Source organism: Methylopila turkensis, from assembly GCF_027922325.1.
GTDB classification, from domain to species: domain Bacteria; phylum Pseudomonadota; class Alphaproteobacteria; order Rhizobiales; family Methylopilaceae; genus Methylopila; species Methylopila turkensis.
The window spans coordinates 384,010-406,012 of sequence record NZ_BSFL01000001.1 but is presented as its reverse complement, the minus strand read 5'-3'; the positions used below and the strand labels follow the sequence as shown (position 1 = coordinate 406,012).

The window sequence follows — 22,003 nt, the reverse complement described above, 5'->3', positions numbered from 1 at the left end:
CGCGACGATGTTCAAGAAGGTTCTGATCGCGAACCGCGGCGAGATCGCGGGCCGCATCGTCCGCACGTTGCGCCGGCTCGGCGTCGCCTCGGTCGCGGTCCATTCCGAGGCCGACCGCTTCACACGGCCCGTGCTCGACGCCGACGAGGCGGTCTGCGTCGGCGGCGACGCCGCCAAGGACAGCTACCTCAACGTCGACGCCATCGTCGCGGCCTGCCGCGCGACCGGCGCCGAGGCGGTCCATCCCGGCTACGGCTTCCTGTCGGAGAACGCCGGCTTCGCCGAGCGGCTGGCGGAGAACGGCGTCCGCTTCATCGGCCCGCGGCCGGAGCACCTGCGCGGCTTCGGGCTGAAGCACACCGCGCGCGAGATCGCCCGCGCGGCGGGCGTGCCGCTGCTCGCGGGCTCCGACCTGCTCGCGACCGCCGACGAGGCGGTGGCCGCGGCGGAGAGCGTGGGTTTCCCTGTGATGCTGAAGTCGACCGCGGGCGGCGGCGGCATCGGCATGCAGCTCTGCCACGACGCGGGCGAGCTGCGCGAGCGCTTCGCCGCCGTGCAGCGCATGGCGGGGGCGAGCTTCGGCGACGCCCGCGTCTATCTCGAGCGCTTCGTCGCGGTCGCGCGCCACGTGGAGGTGCAGATCTTCGGCGACGGCAAGGGCGGCGTGGTGGCGCTCGGCGAGCGCGACTGCTCGCTGCAGCGGCGGAACCAGAAGGTCATCGAGGAGACGCCGGCGCCGAACCTGCCCGAGGCGGTGCGCGCCCGGCTGCGGGACGCCGCCGTGGCGCTTGGCCGCGAGGTGGCTTACGAATCCGCCGGCACGGTCGAGTTCATCTACGACGTCGGCCGCGGCGACGTGTCGTTCCTCGAGGTCAACACCCGCCTGCAGGTGGAGCATCCCGTCACCGAGGCGGTGTTCGGCGTCGATCTCGTGGAGTGGATGGTCGCGCAGGCCGCGGGCGACTTCACGCTGCCTTCGCAGGCGAGCCTTGTCGCCGTCGGCGCCGCGATGGAGGCGCGCGTCTACGCCGAGGTCCCGCAGGCGGATTTCCGGCCCTCGACGGGCAGGATCACCAAGGCGCAGTTCCCGGCCTCCGCCCGCGTCGACGGCTGGATCGAGAGCGGCGCGGAGGTCACGCCCTGGTACGACCCGATGCTCGCCAAGGTGATCGTCCACGGCGAAACCCGCGCCGACGCGCTCGCCAAGCTGAACGCCGCGCTGGCCGAGACCACGCTGCTCGGCATCGAGACCAATCTCGACTATCTCCGCGCGATCGCCGGCTGGGACGCCTTCGCCGCCGGGGACGTCTCGACCGGCGCGCTCAAGTCCTTCGCCTTCGCCCCGCGCGCGATCGAGGTGGTGAGCCCCGGCGCGCAGACCAGCGTGCAGGACTGGCCGGGCCGGCTCGGCCTCTGGCATGTGGGCGTGCCGCCCTCCGGCCCGATGGACGAGCGCTCGTTCCGGCTCGCGAATCGCATCGCCGGCAACGCCGAGGGCGCGCCCGCGCTCGAATGCACGGCGACCGGCCCGACGCTGAAGTTCCACTGCGCGGCGACGATCGCGCTCACGGGCGCGGCGATGCGGGCGACGCTCGACGGCGCGCCGATCACTTACTTCGAGCCGGTCGAGGTTCCCGCCGGCGCGACGCTCGCGCTCGGCGCGATCGAAGGGCCGGGGCAGCGGACCTATCTCGCCATCCGCGGCGGGATCGAGGCGGCGGAGGCCTTCGGCTCGAAGGCGACCTTCATGCTCGGCGGCTTCGGCGGCCACGCCACCGGCGCGCTCCGGGCGGGCGACATCCTCAAGGTCGACGGCGCCGCGACGGTTTCCGAGCCGCGCGCGGTGCGCGCCGACGAGCGCCCGGCGTTGACGCGGGAGTGGACCATCGGCGTGCGCTCCGGTCCGCACGGCGCGCCGGACTTCTTCGACGACGCTGACATCGTCGACCTGTTCAACGCGCGTTACGAGGTGCACTTCAACAGCGCCCGCACTGGCGTGCGGCTGATCGGCCCGCAGCCGCGCTGGGCCCGCAGCGACGGCGGCGAGGCCGGGCTGCATCCCTCGAACCTGCACGACAACGCCTACGCCGTCGGCGCGCTCGACTTCACCGGCGACATGCCGATCATCCTCGGGCCGGACGGGCCGAGCCTCGGCGGCTTCGTCTGCCCGGTGACGATCGCGCGCGACGAGCTGTGGAAGGCGGGCCAGCTTCGTCCCGGCGACACGGTGCGCTTCGCGCCCCACGGGCTCGCCGCGCCGGCGGTCAAGCGCGCGCGCGACGTCGAAAGCCCGATCCTCGGCGTGCGCGAGGACGGGCCGGCGCGGGTCGTCTACCGCCGGCAGGGCGACGACAACATCCTGGTCGAATACGGCGACATGACCCTCGACGTCGCCCTGCGCATGCGGGTGCACGTGCTGGCCGAGGCGCTGGCCCAGGCGAAGCTGCCGGGCGTGATCGACATGACGCCGGGCATCCGCTCAATGCAGGTGCATTTCGACAGCGCCGTGATCCCGCAGGCGCGGGTGCTGGACGCGCTGGCGGAGATCGAGGCCGGGCTGCCGGCGCCGGAGGACGTGACCGTGCCGAGCAGCACGGTGTGGCTGCCGCTGTCGTGGAACGATCCCGAGATACGGCTCGCCATGCGCAAATATCAGGAGCTCGTCCGCCCCGACGCGCCCTGGTGCCCCGACAACATCGAGTTCATCCGCCGCATCAACGGCCTCGACACGGTCGAGGACGTGGCGAAGATCGTGTTCGACGCCGAGTATCTCGTGATGGGCCTCGGCGACGTCTATCTCGGCGCTCCGGTCGCGACGCCGGTCGATCCGCGCCACAGGCTGGTGACGACCAAGTACAACCCCGCCCGCACCTGGACGCCGGAGAACGCCGTCGGCATCGGCGGCGCCTATCTCTGCGTCTACGGCATGGAGGGACCGGGCGGCTACCAGCTCTTCGGCCGCACGATCCAGATGTGGAACTCGTGGCGCACGACCGAGGCCTTCAAGCCCGGCCACCCCTATCTGCTGCGCTTCTTCGACCGCGTCCGCTTCTTCCCCGTCGAAAGCCAGGAGCTGCGCGAGATGCGCGCCGCGTTTCCGCACGGTCGCTACGACGTGCGGATCGAGGACAGCTCGTTCTCCTACCGGGCCTATGCGCGGTTCCTGACCGACAACGCGGACGGCATCGCCGCCTTCCAAGCGCGCCGGCAGGCCGCCTTCGAGGCCGAGCGGGCGGACTGGAAGGCGAGGGGGCTCGACAGCTTCGTCAGCGACGCGGGCTCCGCGCCGGAGGACGAGAGCGCGGTCCCCGACGGCTGCGTCGCCGCCGCGAGCCACATGACCGGCAACGTCTGGAAGCTGCTGGTGGAGGAGGGCGACCATGTCGCCGTCGGCCAGCCGATCGTCGTGGTCGAGGCCATGAAGATGGAGATGGAGATCACCGCGCCGGCCGCCGGCGAGATCGTGTCACTCCGGGCGAAGCCCGGCCGCACCGTTCGGTCCGGCGACGTGGTGGCGGCGATCCGCCCGGCGTGAGGCGTCAGGCGCGTCGTCGTTCTCAGCGGCGCTGTACCTGCGCTCCCGCAGCCCCGCGCTCTCCCTCGTCCTGCGGCTCGACCCGAGGACCCATCTTCGGCGTCGAGCTTTACGCCGGGTATGGATGGTCCGGTCAAGCCGGACCATGACGCCGTGTCTCTGTTGCACCGTGACTATGCGGACGCCCCGGCTCCCTCACCCGGATGACGTCGTCATCCGACCTCTCCCCGCCGGGGAGAGGTGGCGCAGCGGCGCCGTCGCTTCCCGGAAGCGCGTCGCTCTCTTGTCCCGGTCCTGAGCCGGGCCCCACAACGCCGACGCGCTTCGGAAGCAGGCCACGGTCGGGCGGGATTTTCGGGACCGTGGAGGCTCTGGGTCCCGGCTCAAGGCCGGGACAAGGAAAGGGGCGTCGCCGCGTCGCTTCCCGGAAGCGCGTCGCTCTCTTGTCCCGGCCTTGAGCCGGGACCCATCAACGCCGACGCGCTTCGGACGCAGGGCGCGGTCGGGCAGGCGTTTCGGGACCGTGGAAGGTTCTGGGTCCCGGCTCAAGGAAGGGGGCGGCCCGGACCGTTCGCCGGAATGTTGGCGGATTTTGCCCCGCCGTTGCAGGAAATTTCAGAGAATTCACCTGGCGGTTCACGCCTGTTGCAGGCCTCCGCGGCGTCGTCCGGGACGATGCGGGGCCGGAAAAGCGGCTCTGGCGTTCGAAGAAACGTGCGCATACAATGCATCGGTTTGTATGGATGCGCGAGGTTCGAGCTCTATGTCCTGGCCAGGCCGGATCGTCCTGTCCGATTCAAGCCCGTACTACCTGCAGATCGCCGACGCGATCGAGGCGGCGGCGGACGCGGGGCGGCTGCGGCCGGGCGACCGGCTGCCGCCGCAGCGCGCGCTGGCGCAGGAACTCGACGTCGACCTGACGACCGTCACCCGCGCCTATGCCGAGGCGCGCCGCCGCGGCCTGCTGGACGCGGTCACCGGCCGCGGCTCCTTCATCGCGGCGCGGCCGGATCTCAGCGCGCCGGCGATCGACCTCAGCATGAACATCCCGCCGGCGCCCCGAGGCGTCTCGCTCGCCGACGCGATCGCGCGCGGCGTGGCCGACATCGCGGCGCGGGCGAACGTCGATACGCTGATGTCCTATCATTCCGGTCCCGGCGCGCCGCAGGACCGGGCGGCGGCGGCGGTGTGGCTGAAGCCCGCGCTCGGCCGGATCGACGACGCGCGGATCGCGGTCAGCCCCGGCGCGCAGACCGCGCTCGCGGCGCTGCTGTCGCTGCACGCTCAGGCCGGCGACGCCGTGCTGGCCGAGCCGCTGTGCTATCCGGGCCTGCTGCTGGCGGTCTCCCGGCTCGGGCTGAAGACCGTCGCGGTCGAGAGCGACGCCGACGGCATGCGCCCCGACGCGCTGGAGCGCGCGGCGCGGGGCGGGGCCCGCGTGGTCTACCTCAACCCGACGATCGCCAACCCGACAGCCGCCACCATGCCCGAGGCGCGCCGGCGGGACATCGCCGCCGCCGCGGCGCGCCACGGCCTGACGATCATCGAGGACGACCCTTGCGCGCGGCTGGCGGAGGATGCGCCGCCCGCCTTCGCGACGGTCGCGCCGGCCGCGACCTGGCATGTGGCGACGCTGTCGAAATGCCTGACGCCGGGCCTGCGCACGGCCTATGTGGTCGCGCCGGACGAGGAGGGCGCGCGCCGCTTCGCCGCCGCCATGCGGGCCTTCGCGCTGATGCCGGCGCCGCTGATGACCGCGCTCGCGACGTTCTGGATCCGCCGCGGCGACGCCGAGACGCTGCTGCGCGGCGTGCGGGAGGAGGCGGCGGCGCGGCAGGCGCTCGCGCGCGACATCCTGCCGGGCGCCCGCGGCGCGCGGAACGGGCTGCATCTGTGGCTGCCGTTGCCGACGCACTGGGACCGCTACGGGCTGATCGAGGCCGCGCGCGCGCAGGGGCTGGGCGTCACGCCTTCGGACGAGTTCCGGGCCGACGGCGCGGCGCCTGAGGCGGTGCGGGTTTCGCTCGGCGGCGTCGCCGACCGGGCGCGGCTCGCCGCCGCCCTCAAAACGCTTGCGGCGCTCGTTCAGGGCGAACGGCGCCGCGTGCATGACGTGGTGTGAGGCCTCGGGCCCGCGGGCTCACCAGCCGCCGCGGTCGTCCTCGTCCTCGCCCGGCCGGACCAGCCGGGCCTCGGCGGCCTTGTGGTGGAACTGGCTCGCCACCAGCCAGCCCTTCAGCGGGCGCAGCGGGGGAATGCAGGTCGCGAGCAGCAGCGGCAGGGTGGTGAAGAGATGCACCCAGTAGGGCGCGCTGTAGGCCGCCTCGATCCAGACCGCGCAGAAGGCGGCAGGCAGACACCCGAAGGTGATGACGAAGAAGGCGGGCCCGTCCGCGGGGTCGGCGTAGGAATAGTCGAGGCCGCAGACCTCGCAGTTCGGGCGCAGCTTGAGGAAGCCCTCGAACATGTGGCCCTCGCCGCAGCGGGGGCAGCGACCGCGGATGCCGACGGCGTAGGGCGCGAGGTTCGGTCCGGTTTGGGTGGTCACGACGGTCTCCCTCTCATGACGTCCCTGCGCATGTATTCATGTTGCCATACAATGTCAATAATGTATGGTTTTTCTGTCCTCGCAAACGGGAGACCCCGATGAGCCGTCCGCCGCTGCCGCCTTTCACCGCCGAGACCGCCGCGCAGAAGGCGCGGATGGCGGAAGACGCCTGGAACACGCGCGAACCCGCCCGGGTGGCGCAGGCCTACACGGTCGACAGCACGTGGCGGAACCGGGCGGAGTTTCTAACAGGCCGCGACGCGATCGAGGCGTTCCTCGCCCGCAAGTGGGCGCGCGAGCTCGACTACCGACTGATCAAGGAGGTTTGGGCCTGGCATGAGAACCGCATCGCGGTGCGCTTCGCCTATGAGTGGCGCGACGACAGCGGCCACTGGTTCCGCAGCTACGGCAACGAGAACTGGGAGTTCGACGAGCACGGGCTGATGCGCCGGCGGATTGCGAGCATCAACGACCACCCGATCGCCGAGAGCGAGCGCAAGTACCACTGGCCGCTGGGCCGCCGGCCGGACGACCACCCGTCGCTGAGCGATCTCGGCCTCTGAGGCGGGGCGCTCCCTCACCTGGCCCTTCGGGCCGACCTCTCCCCGGCGGGGAGAGGTGAAGACCCGCGCCCCCTTCCTTACCTCTCCCCGGGGGGGAGAGGTCGGATGACAAAGTCATCCGGGTGAGGGGGCGTCCGCGTATTCTCGTTCCGGGATGAACGAGGGGCTACAGCTCGTCGTCGAGCGCTTTGGCGCAGAGCACGTCGATCACGGTGACGGCCGCGATCACGCCAAGCGCCGCGAAGGCCGCGGCGCGCTTGGGGTTGTCGCGGCTGAGCGCCGGGGCGAGGGCGGCGACGTCCATGGCGTCCCCGGCGACGCGCGCCCAGATCCAAACGCGCTTGCCGCGGCCGCGCCGCCAGCCGAAGAGGCCCGCGCCGGTCGCGAGCTCCCGCGCGCCGAACCCTTTCAGGAACTGGTGGTTCTTCGACAGCCCCAACCGACGCGCCAGCGCGCCCGGCGCTGCGAGCTCCACCGCGGCGAGCCCGAGCGAGACCCAGCCGAGCGCGGTGGCGAAGGTCTCGGCCTGGCGGCGGGTGGGCGTCGACAGCGTGGGCAGGTTCATGCCGCGGCTCCTTGAGGGCGTCGGGGAAGGTCCTGCGTGGTTCTGGCGCGCCCCGCGCCGGCGTCCAGTGGCGGCCGCGCGCTTGATCCGGCGGTCGCGGCGGGCGATCACAGGTCATCCGCCCGACGCCTGAGGCGAAAGCAGAGCCGCCGATCGTGAGCCGAACGCGCCGTCCGCCCTGTCCGGTCACCGGCGAGCCCGCGTCGCGGCTCGTGCAATGGGTGAGCGCGGAGCTGCTCGCCGATCTCTGGCGCTACGAGTTCCGGGTCGACGTGCGGCCGAGCTTCCGCGGCGCGACCCGCTTCGGGCTCTGGGAATCGCCGACCGGGCTGCACTTCTTCGATCCGATGACCGCGGGCGACGCCGCCTTCTACGACCGCGTCTACGCCCGCATGCGGCTCGACCGCCATCGCGGCAAGGGCCCGAAGGCCGAGTTCGCCATGGCGGCGCAGAGCGTCGCGTCGGGAGACCGGGTGCTCGACGTCGGCTGCGGCTTCGGCGCCTTCCGCGCCTCGGTCCCGCACGCGGACTATGTGGGACTGGAGCCCTATGGCGGCGCGGACCGGCCGCCTTACGTCCTCGCCGAGACCCTCGACGGCCATCTCGCGGCGAACGCCGGGGCCTATGACGTCGCCTGCGCGTTCCAGGTGCTCGAGCATGTGGAGCGCCCGCTCGCGATGCTGCGGGGCATGGCGGCGGCGGTCCGGCCAGGCGGGCGGGTCATCGTCGGCGTGCCGCACGTGCCCTCCGCCGGCGCCCGCATCCCGAACTACCTGATTAACGCCACGCCCCACCATCTGAGCTGGTGGACGGAGGCTGCGCTGCGCGCGGCGGCGGAGCGCGCTGGCCTCGTCGACGCTCGCGTCGAGCAGGCGCCGTGGTCGGACGTGGACGCGATCGTCTACTGGATCGCGCGCTGCTCGCCGATCAAATGCGCGGACCGCCGCTACCGGCACGCCTGGTCGTGGCACGCGGCGAGCGCGGTCGGCTTTCTCGCGGGCTACGCGATGTGGACGCTCAGGGGCGCGCCGCGCGCCGCGGACGACGAGGGGGCCTCCCTTTTGCTGACGGCGCGGAAGCCGGGCTGAACGCATTTCCCCGGAACCGATCACGCGCACGTGCGTTTTCACATCGCGACGGCGCGTAAAACGCGGAGCGGGCCGGAGCGTGACCGTCGGCCGCGTTTCTTTCTCGCCGCACAAGGATGACGAGACATGTCCCCACTGATCGGTATTCTGATCACCGTTCTGGTGATCTTCCTGGTGCTTTATCTGGTCGGCATGCTGCCGATCGACGGTCGGGCCAAGCAGATCATCCGCATCATCGTCATCATCATCGGCATCATCTCGCTGCTGAAGTATCTCGCGGTGTTTTGAGCGAAGGCGCTTCGCACCAATCAATGCGGCGTATCGGTCCGGCTTGAACGGACCATCCATCCCCGGCGTCTGGCCAGACGCCGGGGATGCGTCGTTTCGGTAGGCTGAATGGCGACGCGCAAGCAGGCGGAGCGCGGTCGGCGACAACGCTAATCGGGCCTTCGGGCACGACGCCGGCGCCGATCCTGCAGATTTGAGCGGCGTAGAGAGGGATCAGCTCGCTAGGCGTCTGATCTCGGCCTGCCGTTCGGCCGATCCGATCCAGTAGCGCCGTTCCCATTCCAGCGCGTGGCGGACGATGAGGTCGAGATCGTCCAGCTTCGGCGTCCAGTCGAGCCGGTCGCGGATATGCCGGGCGTCCGCCACGGACACGAACGGATCGCCGGGCCGCCGGGGCGCCTCCCGAGTGGCGATCTCGATGCCCGCCGCGCGGTTCACCGCGGCCACCACCTCGCGCACCGAGAAGCCGCGGCCGTAGCCGCAGTTTAGCGTCACGCTCGGGCCGCCGTCCGCGAGATAGTCGAGCGCGGCCACATGCGCCGCCGCGAGGTCGGCCACGTGGATGTAGTCCCGGACGCCGGTGCCGTCGGGCGTCGGCAGGTCGGTCCCTAGAATGTCGAGACCCGCCCGAAGGCCGAGCGCGGCGCGGGTGGCGAGCGTGATCAGGTTGCTGGCGCCCGCGGCGCGCTGGCCCGTGCGCATCGCGGGATCGGCGCCCGCCACGTTGAAGTAGCGCAGCACGACGTAGGACAGCCCGTGCGCGGCGGCGGCGTCGCGCAGGATCCACTCCGACATGAGCTTAGAGGTTCCGTACGGCGAGGCCGGGGCGACCGGCGCGTGCTCCGGCGTCGGCGTCGGCGGCAGCAGGCCGTAGACGGCGGCGGTCGACGAGAAGATGAAGCGCTTCACGCCGGCCGCGACCACCGCGGACAGCAGGTTGCGGGTCTTGCCCGTGTTGGCGAGGTAGGTTCCGAGCGGATCCCGGACCGAGTCCGGCACCACGATCTTCGCGGCGAAATGGGCGACCGCGGTCACGCCGTGCTGGGCGATGGTCCGCAGCACGAGCGCCTCGTCGCCGACGTCGCCCACCACGAGCGGAACGTCCGAGGGCAGCGCGTCGCGCGCGCCAGTCGAGAGATCGTCCAGCACGACGACGCTCCGGCCCTGCTCGCGCATCGCGAGCACCATGTGCGCGCCGATGTATCCTGCGCCGCCGGTGATCAGCACCGTCATGAGACGACCCTTTCGCGTTCGGAACGCGTTTCCTGGCGCGAGCTTACGCGCGGAACCCTTTGCGTTTGGTTGCGCGGCGCCCTTGCTTCGAGCCGCTCAGGCCTCGCCGCGCATCAGCTTGCCGCCGTAGGTCTGCGGATCGATGACGCCCTCCCGCTCGGCGCGGGCGCGGTCGTCGTCCGAGATCACGTCCTGAACCATGTCGAGCCGCTTCCAGACCGCGAGCGGCGTCGGCCGGTCCGGCCGCGGCACGTAGCGCGACGGCGCCTTGCGCTCGTAGGTGTGGATGTAGCGCGGACAGTTCACCCACGCCTTCGTCACGTCGATCCGCACCACGTATTTCGCCTCCGTCCAGCCCGCCATCAGCGGGTCGTCCCGCAGCATGCGCGCGACGCCCTGCACGCGCAGGCGGTGTGGGGTCTCGAAGTCCATGAACAGCAGGCCGACCTTGCCCTGGCCCTCGATGTTGCCCATCGAAAGAAACATGCCGTTGCCGTCGAAGCCGGGAAAGGCCAGCGTGCGACCGTCGAGCGCCCGCACCAGGCCGACGGGGCCGCCCTTGTAGGACACCGTCGGCATGCCGTCCGGATCGACGGTCGACAGGAAGAAGAAGTCGCGCTGCTCGATGAAGGCGCGTTCGTCCTCGGTGAGCTCGTCATGGGCGTGCTTCTCGTCGAGCAGGGTCGCGAGCTTGACGGAGCCGAACTCCTCCTGCAGGCGGCGATGGTCGTTGAAGTAGAGTGAGGCCATGGGCGTTCTCCCGGATGTCTTTTCGTGGGCCGGCGCAACGGGCCGGCGGCCGGATCATGCCCTCTGAGGCGCCTGCGGCCTATCCTTCATGGGGGACGGATCGCGTCTCCCATCGACGCTCCGACGCCACATCTTTCGGCGACGCGACCGTGGCGGACGAAGCCACGGTCGCGATGGAGAACGGGCATGGCCAAGACTCACGATACGCGCCGCCTCTGGCCAAGGCCTCTGGGCGCCGCCGCGCTTCTCGCCGCCTGCGTCGGGCTTGCCGGCTGCGCGACCGACCCGGCGCAGCTCGCCGCGGAGGACATGGCCCGCTGCCGCGGTTACGGCATGAAGCCCGGCACCGAGGCCTTCGCCAACTGCCGCATGACGCTCGACGTCGAACGGCGCCGCGAGCGTAGCCGCCGTCTGGACGACCTCGAGCCGCGCTACGGCCGTTTCGGTCCCTATTACGGAGGCTGGTGAGGCGTCAGCGGTGCAGCAGGCCGCGGGCGATGGTCTCGTCGGTGATGAGATGGCGGAAGATGCGGCCCTTCAGCGCCGCCCGCACGCTCTCGGTCTTGAGGCGGCCTGACGCGACGCCGATGGTGCAGCGGCTGCGGAAGGTGTCGCCCGGCACGCCGACCCGGCGCCGGTTGACGTCGCAGTCGACGAAGGCTCCCTCGGCGTCAAAGAACAGGCCGGCGAAGGAGCCGACCGAGCCCGCCGCGCGGGCGTCGCGCAGCTCACCCTCCGTGATCAGCTTCTGCGTCACAAGGAAGCTTTCCAGCGTCGCCTCGGTCACGCCGGACATGGCGACGTCGGCGGCGTTCGCGAGATCGAGGGCGGTGCGCACCGTGCGTTGAGCCACGAGCACATCTCGGTCCGCGATCGTGTCGGCGAGATAGGGCGCGGGGAGGAAATAGCCTTCGCCGCCGGTGCGCTCGGCGACGCGGTGCACCACTTCGAACGGATTCGACGCCGCCTTGCGGGTGAGCGAGCCCATCACCGAGACGAAGCGCGCGCGGGGAGCCCGCGGCCCGCGGTAGGCCTGGGCGACGGCGGCCATGGTGGTGCCCCAGGACAGCGCGAACACGCCGTCCGGCTTCGCGGCCACGGCCCGGGCGAGGGTTTCGGCGGCGGCGATCGCGACGAAGCGCTTGTCGATCTCGGACTCGCCGCGCTCCTCCTGTCCGGAGGCGGGCGTCACGCTGCAGGCGTCGAGCCCGAAGGCGCAGCAGAGCTCGTTTTCGAGCGCGATCATCTCGACGGACGGGTGCGTGATGCGGATATGGACGACGCCTTCGGCCCGCGCGGCGGCGATGAGGCGGTTCACCTTCACCCGCGAAAGGCCGAGCCGGTCGGCGATCTCGCTCTGGTTCATCTCGCCGACGAAGTAGAGCCACGCCGCGCGCACCATCGCCTCGGCGTCGCCCGGAGGCGCGGCCGGCGCATGGTCGGCCGGCGGCCCCGCCAGGGTCGTTTCCATCGTCGGTCTCCGTGGACGGCGGCTGGCATACAAGAACCGACCGCGGCCGCGAAGATGACGACCGCGCTTCGCCGCGGCAAGCGGCGGCGACTGCGCAAAAAGGCGAAGCGCTAAGGCAGCGGCCCGTCAGCGCGCGGCGACGATCGACAGCGCGGTCAGGAAGCCCGCGAGGTCGTCGGTGACGTGGTCCACATGGGGCGCGCCGGTGAAATCCTCCGGTGAGGTCGCGCGCTCCAGCGCGTCCGGCTCGCCATCGCGGGGCGCGATGAGCACCGTGCGCATGCCGAGCGCGTGCGGCACCACGAGGTTCTTCGACAGATCCTCGAACATCGCCGCCCGTTCCGGCGCGATGCCGTGCAGCTTCAAGAAGCCGTCATAGGCTTCTTGCGCCGGCTTCGGCACGTAGTTCGAGGCGGCGATGTCGTAGACGTCCTCGAACAGGTCGAGCACGCCGAGCCGCCCCGCGACGCTCTCCGCGTGGCGGCGGGAGCCGTTGGTCAGCACGAAGCGGCGTCCGGGCAGCCGCGCGATCGCCGCCGCGAGGTCGGGCGCCGGCTCCAGCACCGAATGGTCGATGTCGTGCACGAAGGCGAGGAAGTTCGCGGGGTCGAGCCCGTCCTCCGCCATCAGGCCGCGCAGCGTCGTGCCGTGGGTGCGGTAGTAGTACTTCTGCAGGGCGCGCGCCGAAATCCCGTCGATGCCGTAGCGGTTGGCGATGTAGGAGGTGATGCGGTCGTCGATCTGGTCAAACAGCCGCGACGAGGCGGGGTAAAGCGTGTTGTCGAGGTCGAAGACCCAGGTGTCGACATGGTCGAAGCCCTTCGCCTGCGCCTCGATGGCGTGCTGCGCCAGACGGGCGACGGAGGCGGGCTTCGGCATGTCGTTCATGTGCGCCTGCTGCTTGGGGCGGCCTGTCGCCGGACGCGACGTCGAGCGACCGAGAGTGCCACAGCTTTCATGAACGACCCATGATCGTGCTGCGATGCGGCGTTTCGATGTCGGGAGCGGGGCCTAAAGCGCCTGAGCGTAGTCCGAGGCCCGCGACAGCGCGTAGGAGACCGGCGACGGCGCGCCCGTGAGCGCGAGCAGCGCGAACGACAGCACGATCCAGCCGATCGCGACGAGCCGCGGCCCCTGGCTGACATAGACCACCGCGACCAGCAGGTTGATCACGGCCAGCAGGTCGCGCGGCACGCCAGACCACAGCGACGGCAGCAGGTAGAAGATCAGCCCCATCACCGTCATGGCGACGGCGAATTCGCCGAGGCCGCGGCGGGCGGGGCCCGGCGGAGGCTTCTTCTCCGGCCGGCGGCGGAACTGGACGATGTTTTCGCTCACCGCGTGATGAGCGTTCCGGCGCCGCCGTCGGTCAGAAGTTCGATCAGCACGGCGTGCGGCGTCTTGCCGTCCAGGATGACCACGCCCTCGACGCCCTTCTCGACGGCGTAGATGCAGGTCTCGACCTTCGGGATCATGCCGCCGGAGATGGTGCCGTCCGCGATCAGGCCGCGCGCCTCCTCGATCGAGAGCTGCTCGATCAGCTTGCCGGACTTGTCGAGCACGCCGGGCACGTCGGTCAGCAGCAGCAGGCGCTTGGCGTCGACCGAGCCCGCGATCGCGCCGGCGAAGGTGTCGGCGTTGACGTTGTAGGTCGCGGCGCCGTCGGCGCCCGCGGCGACCGGCGCGACCACCGGGATGAGGTCGGAGTTCAGCACCCAGTCGAGCACGGTGCGGTCGACGCGGTCCGGCTCGCCCACGAAGCCGAGATCGACGGTCTGCTCGAGGCGGGTCTCGGGGTCGATGATGGTGCGGGTCGCCTTGCGGGCCGAGACCATGCCGCCGTCCTTGCCGGACAGGCCGATGGCGCGGCCGCCCTCGGCGTTGATCGAGGCGACGATGTTCTTGTTGATCAGGCCGGCGAGGATCATCTCGACCACCTCGACGGTGGCCTGGTCGGTGACGCGCAGGCCGGCCTTGAACTCGCTCTTGATGCCGAGGCGGTCGAGCATCTTGCCGATCTGCGGCCCGCCGCCGTGCACGACGATCGGGTTGATGCCGACTTCCTTGAGGATCGCCACGTCCTGCGCGAACCAGCGCGAGGCCTCGGCGTCGCCCATGGCGTGGCCGCCATATTTCACGACGACCGTAGCCGCGTCGTAGCGCTGCATGTAGGGCAGCGCCTCGACGAGGATGCGGGCGGTGTCGTGGGGAGCGCCGGGAACAGTCATGGAAGCGGCCTCGCGAACGCGGGATCGGGCCGGCGCGTTCTAGACGCTTCGATGTGACGGCTCAATGACGGATCGCGCCCCGCCCGCGCTCAGGCGGCCTGCGCCCGGTCCGCCGCGCCGCGCCATTCGCCCCTCAGCAGCCAGCCGACGATCTCCGGCAGCGTGCGGCGCGGTGGAATGGCCATGATCTCGTCGATCGTCCGCTCGGCCTTCTCGGAAAGCTGGGTGAAGGCGGCGTCCGCGTCGGACGACGGCGCCGCGCGGCGGATGGACTGGAAGTAGGCCGTGACGCCTTCCCGGTCGAGGCCCTGGACGAGGTAGAACAGCAGGCTGACATGGAAGCTGACCGGAAGCGGATCGAGCACCACGCTGGAGCCCCGCAGGGCGAGCGCCTCGCCGGCGTCGACCGGGTTGCGCGCGCCGTAGGTCACGAGCCAGCGGAGGTTCGGCAGATTGGCGGGTTTGGTCTGGTCGCCAAGCGTCTCCGTGCGGCGGCGCTCGGTCGCGTCCAGCGACCTGAGGCCTTCCAGAAACGCCTTGTAGGTCGGGTAGCGCAGCCGTCCGTTCGCCGGCCAGAGCTGCGTCTGCGGGCTGAAGGCGAAGGCCGAAAAGGCGCGCTCCGGCATGGCCTGCGCAAGCGCGCGGCTGACCGCCAGCGATCCGAAGCCGCCCTTGCTGTAGCCGAGGCAGCAAACGGACTGGATGTCGTTGTCGGTGATGAAGTCGCGAAGCGCGCGGGTCAGCGCCAAGGTGCGGACGGCGTAATAAGCGTCGCGGCGATCGGACAGGTCGAGGGTCGTCGCCCCGAAATCCTGACCGCCCATCTCGAATTTCCGCTTGGCGGAGAACACGATCACCAGAGAGCGCGTGCGGGGCCCGGGCCGCAGCGACCATCGCACGCCGGCGTCGATCCGCTCAAGCGCCGAGGCGTCGATTTCCCTATGCTCAGGTCGGTCCGACGGATCCGGAGAAGCCGGAACAGGTCCGGCGTCGCCGGAGAGTAAGGTCACGCGATGCCACTCCGCTCTCGTTGCCGCCGCGCATGATGACATGCTGCGCCGCAATATCACGGCTCAGTGACAGAAGGCCAGCGTGCGGCGCTTGTCGACGCAGCACGATGTCGCGGCGCGAGCTCAGGAAAAGCCGTCAGAAGCCGTCGTTCTCGCGCGCACCGCGGATCGCCCAGCGCGACGCGCGCTGCGTGAGGCCGTCGGCGGCTTAAGTCGCCGTTCTGGCCGCGGCTTCTTCGGTCGAAACGCCGGCGCGCCGGCTGAGCTCCCGCAGCTCCTCGATCAGGCGCTTCTGGCGCCAGGCTTCGAAGGCGGGGGCGGGAAGCGGGGGAGAGAACAGGTAGCCCTGGCCGTAGGTGCAGCCGTGGCTCGCCACAAGGGCGCGCTGGTCGTCGGTTTCGACGCCTTCCGCCACCGTCTCGACGCCGAGGCTCGCGGCGAGGCCGAGCACCGCCGCGACCACCACCTGCGCGTTCCGCTTCTCGATCGCGTCGCGCACGAAGGCCCGGTCGATCTTCAGCACGTCGAACGGCAGCGCGGTCAGCGAGGCGAGATTCGAATAGCCGGTGCCGAAATCGTCGATCGCGATTCGGACGCCCGCCGCCCGCAGCGGCGCGAGCTCGCGCGCGGCGTGCAGGCTGTCGGACATCGCGACGCTCTCGGTGATTTCGAGCTCGATCAGGGCGGGATCGCAGCCCACGCCGCGCACCAGCGCGAGCGTCTGCTCGGCGAAGCGCGGGTTGCGGAATTGCAGCGCCGACACGTTGACGGCGACGCGCATATCGAGCCCGAGCTCGCGCCAAGCGGCGGCCTGGCGGCTCGCCTGCTCGATGACGAAGCGGCCAAGGCTCTCCATCAGGCCGCATTCCTCGGCGACCGGCACAAACTTGTCCGGCGGCACCAGCCCGCGGGTCGGATGGCGCCAGCGCACCAGCGCTTCCGCGCCGACGACGCGGCCGCCGCGCAGCTCGATTTGCGGCTGGTAGTGCAGCTCCAGCTCCCCGTTCGAAATCGCCCGGGAAAGCTCCTGCTCGATCCTCAGCCGCCCATAGGCGTCGTCGCTGAGGGCGACGCCGGCGCGACGGACCGTCTGCGGGCCGCCGGCGCGGGCGCTCGCGAGCGCGGTCGAGGCGCTGCGCAAGAGCTCGCGCGCCTCGTCGCCGTTCGCGGGCGCGAAGGCCACGCCGATCGCCAGTCCGAGCGTGATCTGATGCTCGTCGACCGCCAGCGGCGTGTCGAACGCCGCGAGCGCCCGCTGAGCCAGGTCGTCGCCGGCGTCCGGAGCCGCGCGTTCGACCAGAATGGCGAACTCCGTCTCGCCAGTGCGCGCCAGCGTGGCGGTCCGGTCGCCCCACAGCGCCTGGCTCGGTGGTCCGTTGCGCGCCCAGGCGGCCAAGACCTCGCGCAGCCGCTCCGCGACGCCCAGCACCGCGGCGTCGGCGGCCGACTGGCCGAGGCCCGCGCCGACCCGGTCGAGCCCGAACACGCCGATTTTCAGCAGCGCCGCGGTTTCGCCGATCTGCAGGCCCGTCGCGATGCGCTCCCGAAGCGCCTCGCGGTTCGGGAGCCGCGTCAGCGTGTCGGCGAAGGTGAGGCGGCGGACGACATCGTTGGTGGCCAGCAGCTGCCGCGTCACGGCGAGATGCGCGCGCGCGAGCGCGCCGATCTCGTCGGCACGGTCGGCGGCGGCCGTCAGATCGGCGTCCGAGGCGCCCGTGCGGGTGACGGCGCGGGCGAGCACGCGGAGCGGCCGGGTCGTGCGGTTGAACAGCAACACGACGGCCGGCATCGTCAGCATAAGAAAGCCAAGGGTGCCCATCATGCCCGCGGCGACGATGCGCGCGACCTCCTGGCCGGCGGGCGCCAGCGAGACGCCGATCCGGAGCTCAGCCTTCGAACCATCGGGCAGGTCGACCGGTCGCGCGAGCCGGATCACGTCGTCGTCGAGCGTGATCGCGGCGACCGCGCCCTCCGTGGACGGCGTCGCCGGCCGATTCTGCAAGGTCGCGTAGGCCGCGCCGTGCTCACCGCGCAGGGTGGTCAGGGCCGCGTCAGGCGCGTCGCCCCGCGCGATCGCGTTCTGGAAGGCGAGCGAGGCGACGATCGCCGCGCGCTCGGCCCGCTCCTGCGCGGAGGCGCGCACGCCATAGGCCGAGGTCGCGATCAGGACGCCGGCGAGACCGAGCGCGAACACGCCGATGAGCGCCGCGAAACGCACGGTCAGCGCGCCGCGCCAGCCCTCGGCGCGCGAACCGATCGGCTCGGACGCCGCTGTGGTGGGTTCGCTGGCCATCGCCAAGACATAACGTGGAGATGGTCAAGGAAGAGTTAGCGAGCCTCGGTCGGACGGCCGGCGTCGCGTTCGACCTGCTCGGAGCACGACTGGAACGCCTCGCCCGCGTTCTCCTCCTGCGCCGCGACGATCTCCTCGCGACTGAGTTTCGCCAAGCGCTCGATGTCGGCCGGCGACATGGCGTCGGCCAGCGTCTCGCCGTAGCAGCGGCAGAAGCGGGCGATCGCCTCGGGCTTCAGCGACACGTTCTCCGGCGCCCCGGTCTGGGCGGTGACGCAGGCGTCGTTGGCGGCGCGGATGAAGGCCGCGCGCGCCTCGCCGGAAAGGCCCGACCGGGCGGCGGGAGCGGCCGGGCGGTCGAGATACGACCAGCCGAACATCACAAGCGCGACGGCGGCGAGCGCGGCGAGGGAGAGCGTCAGCGTTCTCGGCAAGCGGCGGCCTCTGTCGAGGGGCTGAAACGACGGAAGCCCCGACCGCGCGGTCGAGGCTTCCAAAGCATGCGGACCAGCGTTGCGCCGATCAGTTCTTGGTCGAGATGCCGAAGTTCGCGAACTTCTTGTTGAAGCGCGAGAGGCGGCCGCCGCGGTCGGTCAGCTGGGTCGAGCCGCCCGTCCAGGCCGGATGGGTGTTCGGGTCGATGTCGAGCTGCAGCGAGTCGCCTTCCTTGCCGTAGGTCGACTTGGTCAGGTACTCGGTGCCGTCGGTCATGACGACCTTGATCGTGTGGTAGTCCGGATGGATGTCGGTCTTCATGGCGAGGCCTATCGTCTTCGGCTGACGCTCGGCCGGAAGGCGGCGTCTAACGGTCTGAATGCGCGTGAGGGCGCAGCCTATAACCCAAAGCGCAGGCCGGAACAACAGGGCCGTGCGGTTGGGCCGCGGAGGTCGGGGTTGTCGGATGCGCGGTCCGCGCGGCATAAAGCGCGCGCATGACGTTTAGAACAACAACAAAGACGCCCAGTGATGGCCCGCCGCCGATCCATTGAGCGGGAGGGGGACCGGAGTTCGCGTTCGCTCCGCCCGCTCGCAGCGCTCAGCCCGTTCGCGCTCCGCCACAAGGGCCGCATGCTCGGCGCCTTCGTGGCGCTGGTTGCGTCCGCCGCGGCGACGCTTGCGATTCCCGTCGCGGTGCGCCGGGTGATCGACTTCGGCTTCTCGGCCGAGCACCCCGGCATGGTCGACTGGTATTTCGGGACTATGCTCGCGGTCGTCGCCGTGCTCGCAGTCGCGAGCGCCGCCCGCTACTGGTTTGTGACCACGCTCGGCGAGCGGGTCGTCGCCGACCTCCGCGACGCGGTGTTCACGCGGCTCACCACGCTGTCGGCCGCGTTCTATGACAGCGCCCGTTCGGGCGAGCTGGTCTCCCGGCTCACCGCCGACACGACCCAGATCAAGGCGGCGTTCGGCGCGACGGCGAGCCAGGCGCTGCGCAACCTGTTTTTGTTCCTCGGCGCCGCGGCGATGATGGTCGTGACGAGCCCCAAGCTCTCCGCGATGGTGCTGCTCGCGATCCCGGTCATCGTGCTGCCGCTGGTCGGCTTCGGACGCTCGGTGCGCCGCCGTTCGCGCGCCGCCCAGGACACGCTGGCGGAGGCCTCCGCGCTCGCCGGCGAGACCATCGGCGCGATGCGCAGCGTGCAGGCCTTCAACGCCGAGACGCGGGTCGCCGGGCGCTTCCGCGCCGCGGTCGAGGACGCCTACGCGGCCGCCGAGCGCTCGATCGGCGCGCGCGCGGTGCTGACCGCGATCGCGATCTTCCTGATCTTCGCGAGCGTGGTCGCGGTGCTGTGGTACGGCGCGACCGGGGTGCTCGCGGGAACGATGTCGCCCGGCACGCTCGGCCAGTTCGTGCTCTACGCCGTGTTCGCGGCGGGCGCGATCGGCGAGCTGTCCAACGTCTGGGGCGAGCTGTCCCAGGCCGCGGGCTCCGCCGAGCGGCTGAACGAGCTGCTTGAGGTCCGGCCCGGCGTGGCCGACCCGGCCTCGCCCGTGCGCTTCCCCGAGCCGCCGCGGGGCGAACTGGCCTTCGAGAGCGTCGGCTTCGCCTATCCCGGCGCGCCGGAGCGGGTCGTGCTGCGGGACGTGTCGTTCCAGGTGCGCCCCGGCGAGACGGTGGCGATCGTCGGCCCCTCCGGCGCCGGCAAGAGCACGCTGATCAACCTGGCGCTGCGCTTCTACGACCCGACCGCGGGCCGGGTGACGCTCGACGGCGTCGACATCCGCGCCGCGGCGCTCGAGGACGTGCGGGCGCGGCTCGCCTTGGTGCCGCAGGACCCGGTGGTGTTCGCCGCGAGCGCGCGCGAGAACGTCCGCCTCGGCCGTCTCGCCGCGACCGACGCCGAGGTCGAGGCGGCGGCGCGCGAGGCCGGCGCGCACGGCTTCATCGGCGCGCTGCCGCAGGGCTACGACACGCTGCTCGGCGAACGCGGCGTGACGCTGTCGGGCGGCCAGCGCCAGCGCATCGCGCTCGCCCGCGCGCTGCTGCGCGACGCCCCCGTGCTGCTGCTCGACGAGGCGACCTCCGCGCTCGACGCCGAGAGCGAGACGCTGGTGCAGCAGGCCATCGCGGCGCGCGGCGCACGCCGAGCCACCCTCGTCATCGCGCACCGCCTCGCGACCGTGCTCGCCGCCGACCGAATCGTTGTGATCGAGGATGGCGCGGTCGTGGAGGAGGGAACCCATGCGGAGCTCGTCGCCCGCCGCGGCCTCTACGCCCGGCTCGCCGAGCTGCAGTTCGGCCGCGTCGACGAGGCGCTGCGCGTCGCGGCGGGCTGAGGCGTGACGCCCGACCTGGTGCTCACCGACGCGGCCGGCTCGGACGACCGCGACGCTATCCTGCGCGAGCTGATCGCCTTCAACGAGGCGTCGGTCGGGCCTTCCGGCGCCAGACCACTCGCCGTGCTGCTGCGCGATCCCGCGACCGCCCGGACGGTCGGCGGCCTGTGGGGGCGCACGAGCTTCGACTGGCTCTATGTGGAGCTGCTGGTGGTGCCGGAACGACTGCGCGGGGCGGGCTTCGGGCGCGCGCTTCTCGGCACTGCGGAGAGGGAGGCTCGCGCTCGCGGCTGCGCCGGGATCTGGCTCGACACCTTCGATTTCCAGGCGCGCGGCTTCTACGAGAAGCTCGGCTTCGAGGTCTTCGGCTCCATACCCGGCCACCCCCGCGGCCGCGAGCGGTTCTTCCTCAGTAAGACGTTTTAAGACGCGCGCTTAGGTTTGCGCCGAGAGCGGAGCTGGAGCGCAAGGGGGATGCGCTCAGCGCTCCGTCAGTTTGAGCTCGATGCGGCGGTTGCGGCGGTAGGCGTCTTCGGTCGTGGCCGTGTCGAGCGGCTGGAACTCGCCGAAGCCAGCGGCGAGCAGGCGCTGCGGCGGCACGCCCTTCGAGACGAGATACTCGACCACCGCGATCGCCCGCGCCGAGGACAGCAGCCAGTTCGAGGGGAAGGCGCCCCGCGTCGGGCGGATGTCGGTGTGGCCGTCGACGCGCATCACCCAGTTGATGTCGGAGGGGATTTCGCCGTTCAGCTGAACCAACGCCTGCGCGAGCTTGTCGAGTTCGGGACGGGCCGCCTCGCTCAGCTGCGCCTGGCCGACGTCGAATAGCACCTCGGACTGGAACACGAACCGGTCGCCGACGACGCGCACGTCGGGCCGGTCGGCGAGGATCTGCCGCAGCCGTCCGAAGAAGTCGGAACGGTAGCGCGCCAACTCCTGCACGCGCTGGGCCAGCGCCACGTTCAGCCGCGAGCCGAGATCGGCGATCTTGGCCTGGCTCTCGCGGTCCCGGTTCTCGGAGGCGTTGAGCGCGTCCTCGAGCGCGGCGATCTGGCGGCGCAGCGCCGAGATCTGCTGGTTCAGCAGCTCGACCTGGCTGCGGGCGCGGGCGGAGAGGTCGCGCTCGCGATCGAGCGAGCCCTGCAGCTCCGCGACCTGGCCGCCGGCGGCGTCCGCCCGGCTCGCGCCGGACTGCGCCTCGGCGCGGAGGCGGTCGCGCTCGCTCTCGACGGCCTGGAGGCTCGCCATCAGCGAGGCGGCCTCGTCCTTCGACGCGAGCCCGGTGGAGCGCTCCAGCGCCAGCAGTTCGGTGAGCTCCGCGATCTGCGCGTTCAGCCGCTGCAGCGCGGTGTCCTTGCCCGACACTTCCCGGCCCAGCAGGAACTGCGCGACCATGAACACGGTCAGCAGGAAGATGATGACGAGCAGCAGCGTCGACAGCGCGTCGACGAAGCCCGGCCAGTAGTCGACCGGCCGGTAGCGCCGCCGCGCGCTCAGAGCCATGGGAGCCATCTCGCTGCGCGGTTGCGGAGACGGGCGCTCGTCTTCACCTCTCCCCGGCGGGGAGAGGTCGGCCCGAAGGGCCGGGTGAGGGGGCCTCGTCCCATCCGGAAAGCTCTCGTCCCCCTCACCCGCTCGGCTGCGCCTCGCGAC

21 protein-coding genes are annotated in these 22,003 nt (G+C 71.4%); 8 read left to right on the top strand and 13 right to left on the bottom strand.

The features are described from left to right. Positions 1–7: 7 nt before the first annotated feature. Both uca and PKE78_RS01870 read left to right on the top strand, forming a co-directional pair. The gene (gene uca / locus PKE78_RS01875) at positions 8–3,535 is read left to right on the top strand and encodes an urea carboxylase (RefSeq protein WP_271199145.1); all 3,528 of its coding nucleotides are present in this window, start codon (positions 8–10) and stop codon (positions 3,533–3,535) included. Positions 3,536–4,298: 763 nt separating this feature from the next. Beyond that, a complete protein-coding gene (locus PKE78_RS01870) occupies positions 4,299–5,657 on the top strand; it encodes an aminotransferase-like domain-containing protein (RefSeq protein WP_271199144.1) in 1,359 nt (452 codons plus the stop codon). Between the two features lie 18 nt (positions 5,658–5,675). Here the strand turns inward: PKE78_RS01870 and PKE78_RS01865 are convergent, their stop codons facing one another. Next, positions 5,676–6,083: a DUF983 domain-containing protein gene (locus PKE78_RS01865; RefSeq protein ID WP_271199143.1), complete on the bottom strand. Its 408-nt coding sequence runs from the start codon at positions 6,081–6,083 to the stop codon at positions 5,676–5,678. Positions 6,084–6,181: 98 nt separating this feature from the next. On the opposite strand from PKE78_RS01865, the gene PKE78_RS01860 reads away from it, so the two are divergent. Further along, entirely contained in the window at positions 6,182–6,646 is a 465-nt protein-coding gene (locus tag PKE78_RS01860) for a nuclear transport factor 2 family protein (protein WP_271199142.1), read from the top strand. A 166-nt stretch (positions 6,647–6,812) separates the two neighbouring features. Here PKE78_RS01860 and PKE78_RS01855 read toward each other — a convergent pair whose 3' ends face one another. Continuing rightward, positions 6,813–7,211, bottom strand: coding sequence for a hypothetical protein (locus PKE78_RS01855; protein ID WP_271199141.1), 399 nt, complete (start codon positions 7,209–7,211; stop codon positions 6,813–6,815). 155 nt (positions 7,212–7,366) lie between these two features. Between PKE78_RS01855 and PKE78_RS01850 the strand changes: the two genes are divergently transcribed. Both PKE78_RS01850 and PKE78_RS01845 read left to right on the top strand, forming a co-directional pair. After that, a complete protein-coding gene (locus tag PKE78_RS01850) occupies positions 7,367–8,299 on the top strand; it encodes a class I SAM-dependent methyltransferase (RefSeq protein WP_271199140.1) in 933 nt (310 codons plus the stop codon). A gap of 126 nt (positions 8,300–8,425) precedes the next feature. Continuing rightward, positions 8,426–8,587, top strand: a complete 162-nt coding sequence (locus PKE78_RS01845) for a Thivi_2564 family membrane protein (RefSeq protein ID WP_271199139.1) — start codon at positions 8,426–8,428, stop codon at positions 8,585–8,587. Positions 8,588–8,800: 213 nt separating this feature from the next. Here the strand turns inward: PKE78_RS01845 and galE are convergent, their stop codons facing one another. Then, the gene (gene galE, locus PKE78_RS01840) at positions 8,801–9,820 is read right to left on the bottom strand and encodes a UDP-glucose 4-epimerase GalE (protein WP_271199138.1); all 1,020 of its coding nucleotides are present in this window, start codon (positions 9,818–9,820) and stop codon (positions 8,801–8,803) included. Between the two features lie 96 nt (positions 9,821–9,916). Then, the gene (locus tag PKE78_RS01835; protein ID WP_271199137.1) at positions 9,917–10,570 is read right to left on the bottom strand and encodes a pyridoxamine 5'-phosphate oxidase family protein; all 654 of its coding nucleotides are present in this window, start codon (positions 10,568–10,570) and stop codon (positions 9,917–9,919) included. A 186-nt stretch (positions 10,571–10,756) separates the two neighbouring features. Here PKE78_RS01835 and PKE78_RS01830 point away from each other — a divergent pair, with 186 nt between their 5' ends. Further along, on the top strand, positions 10,757–11,038 hold the full coding sequence (locus tag PKE78_RS01830; RefSeq protein WP_271199136.1) for a hypothetical protein: 282 nt from the start codon (positions 10,757–10,759) through the stop codon (positions 11,036–11,038). Between the two features lie 4 nt (positions 11,039–11,042). On the opposite strand, the gene PKE78_RS01825 is transcribed toward PKE78_RS01830, so the two are convergent. The 8 genes from PKE78_RS01825 to rpmE all read right to left on the bottom strand — a co-directional run bounded on the left by PKE78_RS01825 (position 11,043) and on the right by rpmE (position 18,328). Further along, positions 11,043–12,041, bottom strand: a complete 999-nt coding sequence (locus tag PKE78_RS01825) for a sugar-binding transcriptional regulator (RefSeq protein WP_271199135.1) — start codon at positions 12,039–12,041, stop codon at positions 11,043–11,045. A 126-nt stretch (positions 12,042–12,167) separates the two neighbouring features. Then, entirely contained in the window at positions 12,168–12,929 is a 762-nt protein-coding gene (locus tag PKE78_RS01820) for a pyrimidine 5'-nucleotidase (protein WP_428981216.1), read from the bottom strand. 123 nt (positions 12,930–13,052) lie between these two features. Further along, a complete protein-coding gene (locus PKE78_RS01815) occupies positions 13,053–13,379 on the bottom strand; it encodes a hypothetical protein (protein WP_271199134.1) in 327 nt (108 codons plus the stop codon). Continuing rightward, positions 13,376–14,269 (bottom strand): acetylglutamate kinase, encoded by an 894-nt coding sequence (gene argB, locus PKE78_RS01810; protein WP_271199133.1) that lies wholly within the window; start codon positions 14,267–14,269, stop codon positions 13,376–13,378. Before argB ends, PKE78_RS01815 begins: the two co-directional genes overlap by 4 nt. Before the next feature lie 89 nt (positions 14,270–14,358). Then, a complete protein-coding gene (locus tag PKE78_RS01805; RefSeq protein ID WP_271199132.1) occupies positions 14,359–15,168 on the bottom strand; it encodes an alpha/beta fold hydrolase in 810 nt (269 codons plus the stop codon). Between the two features lie 319 nt (positions 15,169–15,487). Then, on the bottom strand, positions 15,488–17,572 hold the full coding sequence (locus PKE78_RS01800; protein ID WP_271199131.1) for a putative bifunctional diguanylate cyclase/phosphodiesterase: 2,085 nt from the start codon (positions 17,570–17,572) through the stop codon (positions 15,488–15,490). A gap of 35 nt (positions 17,573–17,607) precedes the next feature. Continuing rightward, positions 17,608–18,006, bottom strand: coding sequence for a hypothetical protein (locus PKE78_RS01795; protein WP_271199130.1), 399 nt, complete (start codon positions 18,004–18,006; stop codon positions 17,608–17,610). A gap of 88 nt (positions 18,007–18,094) precedes the next feature. Continuing rightward, the gene (gene rpmE, locus PKE78_RS01790) at positions 18,095–18,328 is read right to left on the bottom strand and encodes a 50S ribosomal protein L31 (protein WP_271199129.1); all 234 of its coding nucleotides are present in this window, start codon (positions 18,326–18,328) and stop codon (positions 18,095–18,097) included. Positions 18,329–18,538: 210 nt separating this feature from the next. Between rpmE and PKE78_RS01785 the strand changes: the two genes are divergently transcribed. Continuing rightward, complete coding sequence (locus PKE78_RS01785) at positions 18,539–20,350, top strand: ABC transporter transmembrane domain-containing protein (RefSeq protein WP_271199128.1); 1,812 nt, start codon at positions 18,539–18,541, stop codon at positions 20,348–20,350. 3 nt (positions 20,351–20,353) lie between these two features. Beyond that, the gene (locus PKE78_RS01780; protein ID WP_271199127.1) at positions 20,354–20,776 is read left to right on the top strand and encodes a GNAT family N-acetyltransferase; all 423 of its coding nucleotides are present in this window, start codon (positions 20,354–20,356) and stop codon (positions 20,774–20,776) included. Between the two features lie 54 nt (positions 20,777–20,830). Here the strand turns inward: PKE78_RS01780 and PKE78_RS01775 are convergent, their stop codons facing one another. Continuing rightward, positions 20,831–21,853, bottom strand: coding sequence for a peptidoglycan -binding protein (locus PKE78_RS01775; protein ID WP_271199126.1), 1,023 nt, complete (start codon positions 21,851–21,853; stop codon positions 20,831–20,833). Positions 21,854–22,003 lie beyond the last annotated feature (150 nt).

What these genes read in the sequence shown, in the direction of transcription:
- PKE78_RS01825 (WP_271199135.1), bottom strand. Translation starts at nt 12,041, where the DNA reads ATGGAAACGACCCTGGCGGGGCCGCCGGCCGACCATGCGCCGGCCGCG.
- PKE78_RS01835 (WP_271199137.1), bottom strand. Translation starts at nt 10,570, where the DNA reads ATGGCCTCACTCTACTTCAACGACCATCGCCGCCTGCAGGAGGAGTTC.
- galE (WP_271199138.1), bottom strand. Translation starts at nt 9,820, where the DNA reads ATGACGGTGCTGATCACCGGCGGCGCAGGATACATCGGCGCGCACATG.
- PKE78_RS01775 (WP_271199126.1), bottom strand. Translation starts at nt 21,853, where the DNA reads ATGGCTCTGAGCGCGCGGCGGCGCTACCGGCCGGTCGACTACTGGCCG.
- PKE78_RS01870 (WP_271199144.1), top strand. Translation starts at nt 4,299, where the DNA reads ATGTCCTGGCCAGGCCGGATCGTCCTGTCCGATTCAAGCCCGTACTAC.
- PKE78_RS01800 (WP_271199131.1), bottom strand. Translation starts at nt 17,572, where the DNA reads ATGGCCAGCGAACCCACCACAGCGGCGTCCGAGCCGATCGGTTCGCGC.
- PKE78_RS01860 (WP_271199142.1), top strand. Translation starts at nt 6,182, where the DNA reads ATGAGCCGTCCGCCGCTGCCGCCTTTCACCGCCGAGACCGCCGCGCAG.
- argB (WP_271199133.1), bottom strand. Translation starts at nt 14,269, where the DNA reads ATGACTGTTCCCGGCGCTCCCCACGACACCGCCCGCATCCTCGTCGAG.
- rpmE (WP_271199129.1), bottom strand. Translation starts at nt 18,328, where the DNA reads ATGAAGACCGACATCCATCCGGACTACCACACGATCAAGGTCGTCATG.
- PKE78_RS01830 (WP_271199136.1), top strand. Translation starts at nt 10,757, where the DNA reads ATGGCCAAGACTCACGATACGCGCCGCCTCTGGCCAAGGCCTCTGGGC.
- PKE78_RS01845 (WP_271199139.1), top strand. Translation starts at nt 8,426, where the DNA reads ATGTCCCCACTGATCGGTATTCTGATCACCGTTCTGGTGATCTTCCTG.
- PKE78_RS01820 (WP_428981216.1), bottom strand. Translation starts at nt 12,929, where the DNA reads ATGAACGACATGCCGAAGCCCGCCTCCGTCGCCCGTCTGGCGCAGCAC.
- PKE78_RS01855 (WP_271199141.1), bottom strand. Translation starts at nt 7,211, where the DNA reads ATGAACCTGCCCACGCTGTCGACGCCCACCCGCCGCCAGGCCGAGACC.
- PKE78_RS01785 (WP_271199128.1), top strand. Translation starts at nt 18,539, where the DNA reads ATGGCCCGCCGCCGATCCATTGAGCGGGAGGGGGACCGGAGTTCGCGT.
- uca (WP_271199145.1), top strand. Translation starts at nt 8, where the DNA reads ATGTTCAAGAAGGTTCTGATCGCGAACCGCGGCGAGATCGCGGGCCGC.